This is a genomic window from Dyella sp. GSA-30 (genome assembly GCF_027924605.1).
Lineage (GTDB): Bacteria > Pseudomonadota > Gammaproteobacteria > Xanthomonadales > Rhodanobacteraceae > GSA-30.
On record NZ_AP027042.1, the window covers coordinates 1,494,617 to 1,511,680 of the forward strand.

9 protein-coding genes are annotated in these 17,064 nt (G+C 61.2%); 6 read left to right on the plus strand and 3 right to left on the minus strand.

What is annotated here, in order from left to right; translation table 11 throughout:
* Positions 1-98: 98 nt before the first annotated feature.
* From uvrD to QMG46_RS06590, 3 genes are all read right to left on the minus strand, one after another.
* The gene (gene uvrD, locus QMG46_RS06580; RefSeq protein WP_281851695.1) at positions 99-2,306 is read right to left on the minus strand and encodes a DNA helicase II; all 2,208 of its coding nucleotides are present in this window, start codon (positions 2,304-2,306) and stop codon (positions 99-101) included.
* Positions 2,307-2,509: 203 nt separating this feature from the next.
* Positions 2,510-2,725: a hypothetical protein gene (locus QMG46_RS06585; protein WP_281851696.1), complete on the minus strand. Its 216-nt coding sequence runs from the start codon at positions 2,723-2,725 to the stop codon at positions 2,510-2,512.
* Positions 2,726-2,824: 99 nt separating this feature from the next.
* Positions 2,825-4,444: an alpha-glucosidase family protein gene (locus QMG46_RS06590; protein WP_281851697.1), complete on the minus strand. Its 1,620-nt coding sequence runs from the start codon at positions 4,442-4,444 to the stop codon at positions 2,825-2,827.
* 396 nt (positions 4,445-4,840) lie between these two features.
* Here QMG46_RS06590 and QMG46_RS06595 point away from each other — a divergent pair, with 396 nt between their 5' ends.
* The 6 genes from QMG46_RS06595 (at position 4,841) to QMG46_RS06620 (ending at position 17,041) form a co-directional block, all read left to right on the plus strand.
* Positions 4,841-7,747: a TonB-dependent receptor gene (locus QMG46_RS06595; RefSeq protein WP_281851698.1), complete on the plus strand. Its 2,907-nt coding sequence runs from the start codon at positions 4,841-4,843 to the stop codon at positions 7,745-7,747.
* 97 nt (positions 7,748-7,844) lie between these two features.
* The gene (locus tag QMG46_RS06600) at positions 7,845-9,419 is read left to right on the plus strand and encodes an alpha-amylase family glycosyl hydrolase (protein WP_281851699.1); all 1,575 of its coding nucleotides are present in this window, start codon (positions 7,845-7,847) and stop codon (positions 9,417-9,419) included.
* Between the two features lie 146 nt (positions 9,420-9,565).
* Positions 9,566-11,773: a glycoside hydrolase family 31 protein gene (locus tag QMG46_RS06605; protein ID WP_281851700.1), complete on the plus strand. Its 2,208-nt coding sequence runs from the start codon at positions 9,566-9,568 to the stop codon at positions 11,771-11,773.
* Entirely contained in the window at positions 11,773-13,899 is a 2,127-nt protein-coding gene (locus QMG46_RS06610; protein WP_281851701.1) for an alpha-L-rhamnosidase-related protein, read from the plus strand. Before QMG46_RS06605 ends, QMG46_RS06610 begins: the two co-directional genes overlap by 1 nt.
* On the plus strand, positions 13,896-15,377 hold the full coding sequence (locus QMG46_RS06615; RefSeq protein ID WP_281851702.1) for an MFS transporter: 1,482 nt from the start codon (positions 13,896-13,898) through the stop codon (positions 15,375-15,377). Before QMG46_RS06610 ends, QMG46_RS06615 begins: the two co-directional genes overlap by 4 nt.
* Positions 15,371-17,041, plus strand: coding sequence for an alpha-amylase family glycosyl hydrolase (locus QMG46_RS06620; protein WP_281852827.1), 1,671 nt, complete (start codon positions 15,371-15,373; stop codon positions 17,039-17,041). Before QMG46_RS06615 ends, QMG46_RS06620 begins: the two co-directional genes overlap by 7 nt.
* Positions 17,042-17,064: the final 23 nt, after the last annotated feature.

A 17,064-nucleotide genomic window follows, 5' to 3' on the forward strand; every position in this document is an offset into this window, starting at 1 on the left:
GGTGCCACTAGGTCCCGGCCTACGCCGGGATGACGACAATCAAAACTGAGATCATCCGAGATTTCCTGAAGTCTCTCCTGCAAGATGCCGAAGCCTTGCTAAAGCGGCGTCAGATTCGCATATGCCGCCACCAGCCATTTGCTGCCAGCGTCTTCGAAATTCACCTGCAGACGCGTATGTGCACCGCTCCCTTCCGCACTCACCACCACGCCTTCGCCAAAGCTCGGATGGCTGACGCGCTGGCCGAGCTTGACCGGCAAGTCTTCCTGCAGGCTGCCGCTGGGCTCGGCAAAACGCCCGGCGTACATCGGCCGGCTGACCTGTACACGCGGACGTACTTCGTCCAGCAGCTCCGCCGGTATTTCGCCGAGGAAGCGCGACGGGCGTGCGAGCATTTCCACGCCGTGCATGCGCCGTGATTCGGCGTGCGTGATGAACAGGCGTTCGCGCGCGCGGGTGATGCCGACGTAGGCAAGGCGACGCTCTTCTTCCAGGCGGCCTTCGTCTTCGACCGAGCGCTGGCTGGGGAACAGGCCTTCTTCCATGCCGACCAGGAACACTACCGGGAACTCCAGGCCCTTGGCCGAATGCAGCGTCATCAGCTGCACGCAGTCGTCCCAGGATTCGCCCTGGCCTTCGCCTGCTTCAAGCGCAGCGTGCGACAGGAACGCGGCAAGCTCGCTCAAGCCGGCATCGATATCGTCCTGGGTCAGTTCGAAACGACTGGCGACGTTGACCAGTTCGTCCAGGTTCTCCACGCGCGACTCGGCGCTGCCGCGTGAATCCTTTTCGTAGAAGTCGCGCAGCCCGGTGTGGTTGATCGCGTGCTCGATCTGTTCGGCAAGGTTCAGGGCCTGGCTTTCCTCGCCTTCGGCGACCGGCGGCACGAAGGTGTGGGCCATGTCGTTGATCAAGTTCACGAACGCCTTGATCGCATTCTTCGCGCGGCCGGCCAGTTCGCTGCCGCTGGCCAGTTCGCCGAGCAGGGCTTCCCACAGCGAGGTGTTTTCACCTCGTGCCCGACGGCGCAGCACGTCGAGCGTGCGGTCGCCGATGCCGCGCGGCGGCGTGTTGACGGCGCGTTCGAAGGCCGCGTCGTCATGACGGTTGGCGGACAGGCGAAGATAGGCGAGTGCGTCCTTGATTTCCGCGCGCTCGAAGAAGCGCAGACCGCCGTATACGCGATAGGGGATGCTGCGCTGGGTCAGCTGCTCTTCGAAGTTGCGCGATTGCGCGTTCGAGCGATAGAGGATGGCGCAGTCGCGGGCATTGCCGTGTTCGGCGACGTATTCGCGGATGCGCTCGATCACGAAGCGCGCTTCGTCCTGTTCGTTATAAGCGGCGTAGACGGCGATGCGCTCGCCGTCGCCGCCATCCGTCCACAGCTGCTTGCCCAGGCGGCCGCCATTACGCGCGATCACACTGTTGGCGGCTTTGAGAATGGTCGCGGTGGAGCGGTAGTTCTGCTCCAGGCGGATCGTGCGCGCGCCGGGGAAATCGCGCAGGAACTGCTGTACGTTCTCGACCTTGGCGCCGCGCCAGCCATAGATCGCCTGGTCGTCATCGCCGACCACGAAGACCTTGCCGGTATCGCCGGCCAGCACGCGAATCCACGCATATTGCAGCGTGTTGGTGTCCTGGAATTCGTCGATCAACAGATGGCGCCAGCGCTGCTGGTAGTGCTCCAGCACGGCCGGGTTCTTCAGCCAGAGCTCGTGCGCGCGCAGCAGCAGTTCGGCGAAGTCGACCAGGCCGGCGCGTCGGCAGGCATCTTCGTAGGCCTGGTAGATCTGCACGGAGGTACGCGTGACCGGATGGTCGCGATGTTCGATATTTTCCGGGCGCTTGCCTTCGTCTTTCCAGTTGTTGATCTGCCAGGTTGCCTGGCGCGGCGGAAAGCGTGCTTCGTCCAGGCCCAGCCCTGCCACGACACGTTTGACGATGCGTTGCTGGTCGTCGGAATCGAGGATCTGGAAGCCTTCGGGCAAGCCGGCCTCGCGCCAATGGCGGCGCAGCAGACGGTGGGCGATGCCGTGGAAGGTGCCGACGGTAAGGCCTTGCGTGCCACCCGGAATCAGCTGCTCGAGGCGAGCGCGCATCTCGCCAGCCGCCTTGTTGGTGAAGGTCACCGCCAGCACAGCCCATGGCGGCACGCCGTCGACCTGGGTCAGCCAGCCGATGCGGTGGGTGAGCACGCGCGTCTTGCCGGAGCCGGCACCGGCCAGCACCAGGTAGTGGCCGGGCGGGGCGCAGACGGCCTCGCGTTGTGCGTCGTTGAGCTTGTCGATCAGATACGAGACATCCATCTCGTCAATTGTAGCGGAGAGGGGGCTTGGTTCCTTCCTTGGGCGTGAGGATCTGGAGCCCCCCCTCACCCCAGCCCTCTCCCCCGGCAGAGCCAGGGGAGAGGGGGCACATTGAGGCAAGATTGAATCGTGCGCTCTTGGCTCCCTCTCCCCTGGCTCTGCCGGGGGAGAGGGTTGGGGTGAGGGGGCGCTCTTGCTCGCCGTTATCGCTTGATAAAACCGCCAACCGCCAGCAACCCACCCACCACGATGGCCGCCACCCCTGCCCACGAGGGCAGCGCCTTCTCATGCGTTGCGGTCACTTTGGCCGAGCCGACCTGCAGCAGGGTGTCAGTCTGTTTGTAGCTCCCGTTTCCCAGCATGATCCAGATGCCCGCACCAAGCAGTAGGATGCCGACGATGATGAGTCCTGCGCGCATAGCGTGTTCCTTGAACAGTCCGGGAGCACCGATCATAGGGGGCAAGCAGCCGCAACGAAAACCGCCGGGCGGTTCTCGATAAGCGGCGGTACAGCGGCGTCAGGGAGCCAGGCGCGCGAACAGCAGGCCGTGGGGCGGCAATTGAGCGTGACCTTCGCCGAGCGCGCCCTCCTGCAAGCCGTGACCTTCGACGACCGTGGCGTTGTGCAACATAGGTAGCGCAACGTCGACCGGATTGGCGCCCAGATTGAACATCGCCAGCACCGTTTCGCCCTGATAGCTGCGCGTGAACGCGAGCACGGGTTCGGGCGCGTCGATAAAGCGGATATCGCCCCAACGCAGTGCCGGTTGCTGGCGTCGCCATTGCATGAAGCTGCGAAAGCCATGCAGGGCAGACTGCGGATCGCGCTCCTGCTGTGATACCGCCAACACACGATGATCGTCGGGCACGGGCAGCCAGGGCTTGCCGCTGCTGAAGCCGGCGTTGACGCTGTCGTTCCAGGGCAACGGTGTGCGGCACCCGTCGCGGCCCTTGAAGTTGGGCCAGAAAGCGATGCCGTAGGGATCCTGCAGCGATTCGAACGGAACCTCGGCTTCGGTCAAGGCAAGCTCTTCACCCTGATAGACGCACACCGAGCCGCGCAGCGAACAGACCATCGCGGTGAGCAGGCCGGCCATGCGTACGGATTTGTCGCCGTTGCCCCAGCGGCTCAACACGCGCTCGACGTCGTGGTTGGAGATGGCCCAGCACGGCCAACCCTCGCGCATCTGTGCTTCGAGGTTCTCCACCGTGCCACGAATGTACGCCGCACTGAAATCGTCGGTGAGCAACTCGAAGCTGTAGCCCATGTGCAGGCGTTTGCCGCGGGTGTACTCGGCGGTAGTGGCAAGCGAATCTTCGGATGAAATTTCACCCAGCGCGACCGCGCCATCGTAGCCATCCATCAAGCCGCGCAACGCTTCGAGAAAGGGAACGTTCTCCGGTTGCGTGTTGTTGAAATAGTGGTACTGGAAGGCGTACGGATTGTCCGGGCTGAAACCGCGGCCGACACGCTTGTCCGCTGGCTTGGGTGGGTTATCGCGCAGCAATTTGTCGTGAAAGCAGAAGTTGATTGCGTCCAGGCGCAGGCCGTCCACGCCCTTGTCGAGCCAGAACTTCACGTTGTCCAACGTCGCCTGTTGCACCTGGACGTTATGGAAATTGAGATCGGGCTGCGAGGTGAGAAAGTTGTGCAGGTAGTACTGGCCACGGCGCGGTTCCCATTGCCAGGCCACGCCGCCGAACAGCGACAGCCAGTTATTGGGCGGCGTACCGTCTTCGCGCGCATCGGCCCAGACGTACCAGTCGGCCTTGGGGTTGTCGCGGCTGCTGCGGCTTTCCTTGAACCAGGCATGCTGGTCGGAGGTATGGCTTAACACCTGGTCGATCATCACTTTCAGGCCCAGCGCATGCGCCTTGGCCAGCAGGCGGTCGAAGTCCTCGATCGTGCCGAACAGGGGATCGACCGCGCGGTAATCGGCGATGTCATAGCCGAAGTCGGCCATCGGCGAGCGAAAGAACGGCGCGATCCAGATCGCGTCCACACCGAGTCCGGCGACATAGTCGAGTTTTTCGATGATGCCCGGCAGATCGCCCACGCCATCGCCGTTGGTATCCAGAAAGCTGCGTGGATAGATCTGATAGATGACGGCTCCGCGCCACCACGGTGCATCGTTCATTCGCCCAACCCCTTGCCTGTCCCGCCCGTCGCTACCGATCCGAAGGGGAGGCAGCTTCAATGTGCGGCGCAGCTTAAACGCTAGGCCCGGTTTCGTTGCGCTCTATGCATACGTATTCAAAAAAGCGGGTTATTGCGTCGCAGCAGTGGCAATAGGGCGCGAGATTCGTGATCAAGTCTGGACTGGTGCGCAATAAGCCGCTGCGAGCAGGCGTATTTTTTGTCAAAGGTGCACAAAAAAAAGCCCGTATGAATACGTATGCATGAAACTGTTCGGCCCTATGGCGCCGCCCTACCATGCGCCGCACGCCGTCCTGGCGAATAGACACATGTCTCGCGGTACGGGTTGCCGACGAAGACAGCCGACAAGTGAAAACCTCTGGGGAGGGGAACTAAGGTGATACTGAAACGTAACGTGATGGCCCTGGCGCTGGCATCGGCTGGCCTTTGCTTCACCGCCGGCATCCATGCAGCACCCGCCGATAACGGCAATGGCAGCGCAGCCCCGGGCGCCGCCCAGGATGCGCCGGCGGCGCAGAACGCGCCCACCAAGAAAGATGACAAGAAGACCGACGACACCACGGCGCCGAAACAGTCGGCCGAGCTGGCCAAGAGTCTCGAAGGCATCACCGTCACCGGCTATAACGCGGCGATCGAGAAGTCGATCGACTATCAGCGTTATGCCGACACGATTCAGAACGTGATCACCGCGGCCGATATCGGCGGCCTGCCGGATCAGTCGATCGCCGATGCATTGACCCGCTTGCCGGGCGTATCGGCCGAACGCATTGCCGGCCAGGCTTCGCAGGTCAATATCCGCGGTCTCTCGGGCAACTTCATCCAGACCACGCTGGACGGTCGCGAACAGCCCTCGACCAGCGGCAGTAACTACATCCAGTTCGATCAGTACCCGTCCGAGCTGATCAACATGGCCACGGTGTACAAGTCCTCGCAGGCATCGCTGATCGAAGGCGGCGTGGGCGGCACCATTGCGATGCAGACGGCCAATCCGCTGGACAACAAGAAAGACCAGTCGTTGAATGTGGATGCGCGCGGCAGCTACACCGGTCTGGCTCACAACGTCGCCGGCGCCAATGCGCTGGGCTATCGCCTGAGTGCGGCGTATCAGGGCAAGTTCCTCGACAACACCCTGGGCGTCGGCCTGGGCGTGGCGCAGATGTATCAGCCGCACGTGTCCGAGCAGTTCGTCGGCGAGGCCTATAGCTCCACGCAGCAGCAGCTCAATGTGAACTCGCCGCAGCAGGGTTATCTGCCCGAGGGCGTCCAGTTGCAGCAGAACGGTGGCCAGGAGCGTCGCACCGGTTACCTCGGTACGGTGGTGTGGAAGCCCAGCGACGAGTTGCAGATCACCGCCGACAGCTTCTTCTCCAAGTTCAAGAACGAATCGTTCGGCTACGGCTTCCGCTCGCAGAATTTCTATAACAACAGCGCGCAGATCACCAACCCGGTGTTCGGCCCGAATGGTTCGGTCATCGGCGGCACCGTCAGCACCAATCCTGCGGGCGTGGGTAACGCCCAGTTCTCCAACGAGACCACCGCGGACAACTACAGCACCACCACCAACGTGTTCTCCGGTGGCTTGAACCTGAAGTGGAACAGCGGCCCGTGGCATATCGACGGCGATCTGTCGCTGTCGCGTGCGCAGAGCCATGAAGTCAACGTCGACACGACGGCCGACCCGTACACCGGCCTGGGCACGGCCAATCCGCAGCTCGCCTCGCAGTCGATGACCTATCTGCTGACCGGTCGCAGCATCGGTCAGGTCTCGCTGGCCAATCCGGGCATGTACACCGACCTGAGCCAGATGGCGCTGTCCCGTTATGGCGTCTATCCGTACGTCTATCACGACCGCACCAAGGCGTTCCGTACCAGCGTCAAGTACGACTTGCCGAACAACTCGATCTTCTCGGCGCTGGAAGCGGGTGTCTACGCCAACAACCACACCTACAACGCCGACCGCAGCGCCTATGTCTACGGTTCGGAATGGAACAGCGATCCCTCGCTGGGCCAGCCGCCGCTGACCATCAACAGCAGCAATGCCACCACCGAATGCTGGAAGGGCACCTTCGGCGGCTTCCCGTGCTTCCTCAAGCTCAATGGTCCGGGCATCCTCGCCTCGCATGACATTACTGCCAATCCGGTCAAGGACATCATCAACAACAACTGGACGTATGTGCAAAGCGGCCAGGTGGATCAGAAGATCCGCGACCTGTTCCTGATGGCCGATATCGACGCGCAGGTGTTCGGTCATGAGTTGACCGGTAACGTGGGCATGCGCGTGTCGCACGACTCGCAGTTCAGTTATGGCCTGCAGCAGGTCGGCAACGGTGCGGGCATTCCGATCACCGACGGCAACGGCAAGACCAGCAGCGATTTCGCGCCGCTCAATGTCGGCAAGAAGTACACCGATTACCTGCCGTCGTTGAACCTGATCTATCACCTGACCGACAACGACCAGGTTCGCTTCTCGGCCGCCAAGGTGCTGTCGCGTCCGCCGATCAACTCCATGCTGGCCGGCTCGGGTTCGTATATCACCAACGGCAACACGTACAACATCTACGGCGGTACCAGCCCGTTGCTGAATCCTCTGCGCGCGCAGCAGTACGACGCGACGTACGAGCACTACTTCGACGATTCGTCGGGCGCGATCACCGCCGGTGTGTTCTTCAAGCACATCAAGTCGTTCATCCAGCAGGTGACGTACAACAACTTCGACTTCTCCACCGTGGGCATCACGGTGCCGATCAATCCGGCCACCAATGCGCCTTACCTCAACGGCGACTATCAGACCGCATACAACGCCAAGGGCGGCGATCTGCGCGGCCTGGAAGTGGCCTTCACCAAGACCCACTTCCTGCCCGGCATCTGGTCCGGCATCGGTGTGGACGCCAACCTGGCGCTGACCTCCAGCTCGGTGAAGAACCCGTCCAACCTGGGTGGCCCGACGCAGATGATCGGCTTGCCGGGCCTGTCGCAGCGCGTCGCCAGCGCGGCGGTGTTCTACGACCAGGGGCCGTTCTCGGCACGTGTGTCGGCCAACTACCGCTCACACTTCGTCTCCGACACGCAGATCGCGGTGGACAACCAGCTGGTGGTGTTCGCCTCCGAGCTGGTCTACGACTTCCAGGCGTCGTACAACATCAACGACAAGCTGACGGTGGTCTATCAGTTGCTCAACGCCAGCAACCAGCCGACCCGTACGTATTTCACCAACCAGCAGCAGACCGGCACGATCCAGTACTTCGGTCGCACCAACTACCTGGGTCTGCAGTTGAAGCTGTGAGTTATGCTCGTCTCGGCGTTCGACCGAACGCCGAGACGGGGCTCGGGATACTCGCCGTAAGGCGGCGACGCTCCTGAAACATACAAAGGGGCGAAGCATGATGCGTTATCGGTTACTCGCAGTTCTGGCGTTTGTTTTCTCCCTGGCGCTTGGCCCGGATGTCCGCGCACTCCCCTCGACATCCGTGGCCGATGCGCCATTTTTATCGAACGAAGCCACGCACACCGGCGTGTGGTACGAGATCTTCGTCCGCGCCTGGTACGACACCAACGGCGACGGTATTGGCGACCTCAATGGCGTCACCGCCAAGCTGGACTATCTGCAATCGCTCGGCGTCAACGGCATCTGGCTGATGCCGATCAACGCCTCGCCCAGTTACCACGGCTACGACGTTACCGACTACAAGGCGATCAACCCGCAATACGGGACGATGCAGGATTTCGAGCGCCTGGTCGCCGAGGCGCACAAGCGCGGCATCAAGGTGATCATCGACCTGGTGATCAACCACACCAGCGACAAGCACCCCTGGTTCGTCTCCGCGCTCGATCCGCATAGCTCATATCGTGGCTGGTACACCTGGGCCGGTCCCACCACCGACACCAAGGCATTGAGCGCGACCGATAGCCCGGCCTGGCATACGCGCGATGGGCAGACGTTTCTCGGCGACTTCAGCGCCGGCATGCCCGATCTGAATTACGACGATCCGGACGTTCGCCACGAGATGGTCAAGATCGGCCAGTTCTGGCTGGCCAAGGGCGTCGATGGTTTCCGGCTGGACGCGGCACGGCACATCTATGACGACCTGAAGACCGATACCGGCAAACCCGAGACCACACGCAAGAACGTTGTATGGTGGAGCGAATTTCGCCAGGGCTTGCAAACGGTCAATCCGGATGTCTATCTGGTGGGCGAGGTGACCATGCCGTCGCCTGACCTGTTGGCGCCCTATCTGAAGCCGCTCGGCTCGGTGTTCAATTTCCCGCTGGCCGAACAGATGATCCAGAGCGCGCAGAGCGAACAGGCCACGCCACTGAACGCATTGCTGACCAGCACGTATGCCGCGTTTCACAAAGCCGCGGGTAGCGACTTTATCGATGCTCCGTTCCTGTCCAATCACGACCAGGAACGCGTGTTCAGTCGCCTGGATGGCAATGTCGATCACATGCGCGTGGCGGCGGCGATGTTGCTGACTCTGCCAGGGCGGCCCTTCCTCTACTACGGTGAAGAGCTCGGCGTGCTCGGTCGCAAGCCCGACCAGAACCTTCGCGAGCCGATGCGCTGGGAACGCGACCCGGACGTCATTACCGAAAGCCGCTGGAAGCCCATCACCAGCGGGCAGGGTGGCGAGGTCTCGGTGCAGGCCGAGCAGCCTGACCCGCATTCCCTGCTTAACACCTACCGCGCGCTGATTCACTGGCGCAGCCAGGAACCGCTGCTTCGCGATGGCGATATCCGCGTGGTCTCGCTGCAGAATGCGCACGTCGTCGCGTACGAGCGATTCATCGGCGAGCACCGCGTGCTCGTGCTGCATAACCTTTCGGGTCAGCCGCAGTCGGTGAAATTGAAGCGCAAGGACGGCTACCAGCGGGTCGAGCTGCAAACGGGCAATGACGCCACCTACGTCGATGGCGAGTTGGACCTGCCGCCTTATGTGTCGGTGGTCATGCAATGAAGGCCTGGCCAGTTGCCGGGAGTCTTTTTGCCACCTGTCTGATGTTGATGAGTATCCCGGAGGCGGGCGCGAGGAGTGAGGCGTTGCAGGTGCCGGTGACGGGTGCGAGCGTTCCCTTGCCTACGGGAACGATGGAACTCAGGGAGATGCCCGAAGGTGTCCTGCGGATCCGCTATCTGCCGGCGGGGAAAAAGCCGTCGGAACCAACGCTGGTCGTCGATGCGACGAGTTCTCCTTTGGCAGGCGAGGTGGAATCCTGGGGAAAAGGGCGGCCGGGCACGTTTTCGACCCGCGACATGCGGACGGATTGGGACCCCTCATCACAGCAATTGGTCATCGAAGACCAGGCGCGCAATACATTGCTGCGCATCGATATACCTGCGCTCGTGGACGGCAAGTTGGCGGTGGGCCATGCGGCGGATGATGCGATGTACGGCATTGGCGGCACCACAGCCTTCGATCGTCACCCGGGAGGGCTGCTGCGGACGGGCTCGCAGGATGCCAAGGCAGGTGCGCAGGGAAATGCCGGTGCCCCATTCGTGTGGAGCACGGCTGGCTACGGTGTCCTGGTGGATGCCATCGGTGCGCATTTCGACCTTGGGGCCGATCGAGTCACCGCCCAGGCTACGTCGGCGCCCATACGCACCGTCTATGTATTCGTAGGCCCGCCACCGGAGATTTTCTCCGGTCTCGCGCAGGTCAGCGGTCACAGCGCCATGTTTCCCAAATGGGCCATGGGCTTTACCAACAGCCAATGGGGTATCGACCAGAAAGAGCTGTTGTCGATCGTCAAGACCTATCGCGCCAAGCACATCCCGATCGACAACGTGACATTGGATTTCGACTGGAAGGCCTGGGGTGACGATCACTACGGCGAGTTTCGCTGGAACGAAACCAAGTTTCCCGACGGTCCCAACGGCAAGCTCAAGCAGCAACTCGACGCGCAAGGCGTGCATTTGACCGGCATCATGAAGCCGCGGGTGCATATCGACACCGAAGAAGGCCGCTATGCCACCGAGCATGGCTTGTGGGTGGCCTCGAGCGTGCCGAAGGCCGATTACTTTTCGCTCAAGACCATCCGTGAGATCGATTTTGGCAATCCCGCGGCGCGGGCATGGTTTTTCAACGACACGCTCAAGCATTCGTTCGATACCGGCATCGTCGGCTGGTGGAACGACGAAGCGGATGAAATCAACGATACGCAGTTCATGAACATGCAGCGTGCACTGTATGAAGGCCAGCGCGCATATAGCAATCAGCGCGTGTGGTCGATCAATCGAAACTTCTATCTCGGCTCGCAACGTTATGCCTATGGCCTGTGGTCCGGCGATATCTACACCGGCTTCGAAAGCATTCGGGCGCAACGTGCGCGCATGTTGGCGGCGATCGACGTGGGCGCCATGCAGTGGGGCATGGACGGCGGTGGTTTCCAGGGCGACGAGCCCAGTCCGGAAAACTACGCGCGCTGGATTCAGTTTGGCGCTTTCACGCCGATATTTCGGGTGCATGGTTCGTTCGGTCAGAAGCGTCAGCCCTGGGTGTACGGCGAAGTGGCGGAGAAAGCGGCGGGTGACGCCATTCGTTTGCGCTATACGTTGATCCCATACATCTACGCCTACGAATTCAGCCGTCACAAAACGGGTGTAGGTCTGGTTCGCCCGCTGACCTTCGACTGGCCAGACGATCCCAAGGTACGCGACGACGTCGATGCCTGGATGTTCGGCGACTACCTGTTGGTGTCTCCCGTCGTCGAGCAAGGCCAAACCGCAAAGGATGTCTATCTGCCTGCGGGAACCTGGATCGATTTCGCCACTGGTAAGGTGTATCGAGGCGGGCAGGTCGCGCATCTGGTTGTCGACAGCAAGCGCTGGTCGGATATCCCGATGTTTATCCGCGCCGGTGCGATCATCCCTATGCAGCCTGTAATGAACTATGTGGGTGAAAAGGCAGTGACGCAGCTCGACGTCGAGATGTTTCCATCCGCAACGCCGACCAGTTTCGATATCTACGACGACGATGGCCTCACCTATGCTTATGAGAAGAGTGCCTATTCGCTGCATCGGCTGACCCTGCAACGCGAGGATGCGAGTGTTCGTGTGACGTTGAGCAAGAACAACGGCTCCTTCAACTCGCCGGTGGCTTCGCTGATCCTGAAAGTTCACGGCGTGAAAGCATCCAAGGTGGAACAGGGCGGAAGGCCGTTGCAGCCCGCTCCCGGCCTGGATGCCCTGCGAAAGGATACGGACGAGGGCTGGGTAAGCGGTGCCGATCGTTACGGCGACGTAACCTACGTACGCATCGCGACCGACGCGGCCAAGGACGTCCGTATCTTCGATAGCGGAGCACGCCATTGATGCACATGGTTGTACGTTGTCTTCTCGCCGCGTCGATGTTTGCCGCCAGCGCGGCTGCTCAAGCCGAGGTTGCCCCAAACGACTTCAAGACGGTTATCGCGTTCGACGGTCGTAGCGCATCGGTGACGCGTTCGAATGATGGCTTCCTGCTGCGCTCGACATCCGGTGAACGACATATACCGATCTCGCGCCTGTCGGTGCAGTCGGCCAGCCCGCTGTTCGATGCCTTGTTCGCGATGGCGCAGGACGATCTGGCCAAGGATTCGGTCTCTGCCATTACCGATGGAGCGTTCGATCACGGTCAGTCCATTGCGTGCCCTTGTTTCGAAACGGGCGAGAAATGGCATTACGTCTGGACGCGCGACCTGTCGTACTCGGTCGATCTGGCGCTATGGCGGCTGGATCCGGAGCGTGCAAAAGCATCGCTGCGTTTCAAGCTATCGGATGTACGCGAGCCGTCCGCGCCGCAGGGCTTGTACGTCATGCAGGACACCGGTTCCGGCGGTAGCTGGCCGATCAGCACCGATCGCATTGTCTGGTTTCTCGCCGCGCGGCATCTGCTGGACGATCCCGTGTTTGCCGATGAAGTCTATCGGGCCCTGAACGACACGCTGGCACAGGACCGTTTGTACACCTTCGACAGCACGCTTGGCCTGTATCGCGGCGAGACCTCGTTCCTCGACTGGCGCCAGCAGACGTATCCGATGTGGGCGGCCAAGGATGTGACGTTTATCGGACAGTCGTTCGCATTGTCTACCAATGTTCTGCATTACCAGGCGTTGCGTCTGGCGGCTGAGATGGCGGCAAACCGCAATCCGGCACAGGCAGCCGTTTACCAGGCCCAGGCAAAAACATTGAAGGACGCGATCAACCGCCATTTCTGGCGCAACGATCGCGGCATGTACATGAGCTACATCGGCGGCGCGGATCATCCGCAACCGTTCGATACCTACGATCTGTTGGGCATCTCCATGGCGATTACCAGCGGTGTGGCCGATCCGGAGCGTGCGCGACAGACCCTGGCCCACTATCCGACGTGGCCAGCGGGAAGCCCGGTGATCTGGCCCGAGCGCGACGATGTGCCGATCTACCACAATCGTGCGATCTGGCCGTTTGTCAGTGCCTACGCCTTGCGTGCGGCACGCCAGGTAAACGAACCGGCACGCATTGCGCACGAGCTGCGATCGCTGATGCGCGGTGCGGCATTGGCTGGTTCGAATATGGAGAACTTCGAGCTGGTTACTCAGGCCACGCATGTGGACGATGGCGACAAGAGTGGGCCGGTGGTGGATTCGCCGCGTCAGCTGTGGTCGGTGGCGGCGTACCTGAACATGGTGATCGAGGGTGTGTTCGGCCTTGGTCCGGATGGGAAGATCGAGCCGAAGCTGCCGACGTCGCTGGTGCCGATGCTGTTTGGCGATAAGGATCGTATTCGGCTTGAGTTGAGCGATCGGGATATCACGCTGGTGCGGCCGGCGAAGTTGGATGGGAATCTGCTGGTTTCCGATACGCAAAAGGTCGATGGCAAGCATGTTGTCGTTACGCTGAAATCCACGCAGGTGGCATCAGCGCCGCTGCCTACCAATGCTTCCCTCTACGCCCCCAACTCGTCATTCCGGCGCAGGCTGGAACCCAGTGGCGTGGCGTCAGGGTCGTCGCGAAAAGCCGAACGCTTGTCACCGGGCCACGAAAACCCGCCACCGAAGCCACTGGGTTCCGGCCTGCGCCGGAATGACGAAGTAGGGGAGGGGGCAGTGTGGGGTTGGACGGCTCCTTCGGCCGGACGCTTCAGGATCAGCGCCGATTACACCAACACCAACGGCACCATCGAAACCGGCGTCACGGCTGCGGTCTACCTGACCTCGGCCAATTGCGACGGCGTCGCGCCACAAATCATGGTGCTGGTCATGCCGCACAGCGAAGGCCGGCAGCAATCGACCTACGGCGTATTCGGCGCGCGCGCAGGACAACATTGCACCTTCACACTGAAACCGGGCTTCAACATGAGCTACCTCAGCCACTTTGCCCATTACACCGGTGGCAAGGGCGGTATCGACGGACCGATGAACAAGGCAGATATCGGTGACCTATGGATAACACCGGTGGCGACAAAGGAAAGCCAGTGAACCAGCGTAAACCCGCATTGTCGTTCTGGCAGATCTGGAACATGTGCTTCGGCTTTCTGGGCATCCAGTTCGGCTTTGCGTTGCAGAACGCCAACGTCAGTCGCATCTTCCAGACATTGGGCGCGGACGTTGGCGATATTCCCATGCTGTGGGTGGCGGCGCCGTTGTCGGGGCTGATCGTGCAACCGATCATCGGCCACTATTCCGATCGCACCTGGACGCGACTGGGTCGACGCCGACCCTATTTCCTGGTGGGCGCCGTGCTCACGACGCTGGCTTTGCTGTTCATGCCGAACGCACCGACGCTGTGGGTGGCGGCGGGCTTGCTGTGGATCATGGATGCGTCGATCAATGTATCGATGGAGCCGTTCCGTGCCTTCGTCGGCGACCAGTTGCCTACGCAGCAACGTGCATCCGGTTACGCGATGCAGAGTTTCTTTATCGGTCTCGGCGCCGTGGTCGCATCGGCGTTGCCCTGGATACTGGCCAAGCTCGGCGTGAGCAACGCGGCAGGCACAAGCGGCATTCCCGATACGGTGAAGTACGCCTTCTACGCGGGTGCCGTGGTTCTGTTCGGCTCGGTGTTGTGGACGATTGTCTCGACGCGAGAGTATCCACCCGATGCGCTGAAAGCATTCGATATCGAGCATCCGGCCGATGACATCGACATCGATCGGCATGTGGCGCGACGCTCGGGTTTGGTGTGGTTGTTTGCCGGCATCCTGGCGACCGTGCTGGTGGCGGTGTGTCATGTGGAGCGCGAGCTTTATCTGCTTACCGCAGGCATTACGATCTACGGCATCGCCTTGTTGTGGTTGGCATCGACTACCAGCCGCGGTATGGCCGCACAGGTGCTGACCGATCTCTTTGCGATGCCCGACGCGATGCGTCGCCTCGCCTGGGTACAGTTCTTTTCGTGGTTCGCATTGTTCGCCATGTGGATCTACACCACGGCCGGCGTCACGGCAGTGCATTTCGGCAGCAGCGATACGCACTCGGCGGCTTATAACGAAGGCGCCAACTGGGTCGGCGTATTATTTGCAGCCTATAACGGCTTTGCCGCGGTGGCGGCCATCGTCATACCGTGGATGGTCAAGCGTTGGGGTTTGCGCATCAGCCACTTGATCAACGTGTGGCTAGGTGCTGCCGGATTGCTCTCGTTCCTGCTGATCCGCGATCCGAACTGGCTGATGCTGTCGATGGTGGGCGTGGGCTTTGCCTGGGCGTCGATTCTTTCGCTGCCCTATGCCTTGCTGTCGGACAACCTGCCGGCGACGAAAATGGGTGTCTACATGGGCATCTTCAATTTCTTTATCGTGATACCGCAGCTGCTCGCCGCCAGCGTGCTGGGCATGCTGTTGCATGTGTTCTTTCGCGGCCAGCCGATCTACGCGCTGGTGCTTGGCGGCATCAGCCTGTTTATCGCCGGCCTGTGCGTGCTGCGCGTGCGCGAGCCCACCAACCAGGTCGCATCATGAAAAAGCTTTTATTGAGCCTTGTGCTGACGCTCGCCGCCGGCCAGGCCGCCGCGCAGCAAGTTGAATATGTCGGAACGGACGCGCCGTTCGCGTCGAATGCGATCTACTTCGTCATGACCGATCGTTTCGTCAATGGCGACACCAGCAACGATCATCGCGACCAGGGTGGTATGCATCACACCTTCGATATCCCCGTACCCGGCCCGAACGGCGAGAGCGATAACATCGGTTATCTCGGTGGCGACTTCAAAGGGATCTTGAATAACGCGGGCTATATCCGTGGCATGGGTTTTGGCGCGGTGTGGATTACCCCGATCGTCGAGAATCCGGATGAAGCGTTTACCGGTGGCGATCCCGTCACCTGGGGCGCGTCGCTGGCCGACCGTGGCAAGGCGGGCTATCACGGTTACTGGGGCGTCAACTTCTACAAGCTCGACGAACATCTGCCGAGCAAGGATCTCGACTTCGCCCGGTTCACCGATAAGATGCGTGCGCAGGGTCTGAAGACCGTGCTCGACATCGTCGCCAACCATGGCTCGCCGTCTTTCAGCATGCCCAAGGCGCAGCCACAGTTCGGGCAGATATTCGACAAGGATGGCAAGCTGATTGCCGATCACCAGAATCTGCGGCCCGACCAGCTCGATCCGGTGCATAATCCGTTGCACCGCTTCTATCACGCCTACGACGATCTGGCGCAGTTGTCGAACAACGACGACGAGAATCCCGCGGTACTGGATTATTTTGTCGGTGCCTACCTGCAATGGGCCGACCAGGGTGCGGATGCGTTCCGCATCGATACGATCAGTCATATGTCGACGACTTTCTGGCGGCAGTTTGCCGAGCGGATTCGTGCAAAGCATCCAGGCTTCTTCATGTTCGGCGAAGCGTTCGACTACAGCCCGGACGATATCGGCCAATACACCTGGGCGCGCAATGGTGGCATCAGCGTGCTCGATTTTCCGCTGCGCCAGCGCATTGCCGAAGTGTTCGAGCATTCGCATAGCGACTACGCGCGTGTTGCCGAACGCCTCTACCTGCGTAATGGGCCATATCAGAACCCTTACGAGCTGGTGACGTTCTACGACAACCACGATATGGCGCGTTTGAATGCGACCGACGATGGATTTGTCGATGCGAACAACTGGCTGTTCACCGCACGTGGCATTCCGGCCGTGTATTACGGTTCGGAAATCGGCTTCGAGCGTGGCCGCGCCGAGCACCAGGGCAACCGCAATTATTTCGGCCAGGAGCGCATCGACGCCGCGCCACGCAGTCGTATCTATCAACAGCTGGCACGCATCGCTCGATTGCGCGAGAAGATACCGGCGCTGCAACGCGGCCTGATGCTGCCGGTAAGGATCGAGGGTGACCAGGCGGTGTTCTACCGCGTGTATCAGAAGGGCGAGGTGCATCAGATCGCGCTGGTGTTGCTCAACAAGGGCGATACGGCAGCGGATATGGTCGTGACGCCTTATCTGCAGCCGGGGACGTGGAAGCCGGCGCTGGGTGGTGATGCGGTGACGGTGAACGAAGGAGGCGCGTTGAAGGCACGGGTCGCCGCGCACGATGTGCAGGTGTTCGTGCTGGACGCTGTGGTGCAGCGTCGCGATCTGGCGGCGCAATTGGGGTTGTTGATGGAGGAGCGTGGGCATCCGATGCACTGAGGCCAGTCTGGCCCCCTCACCCC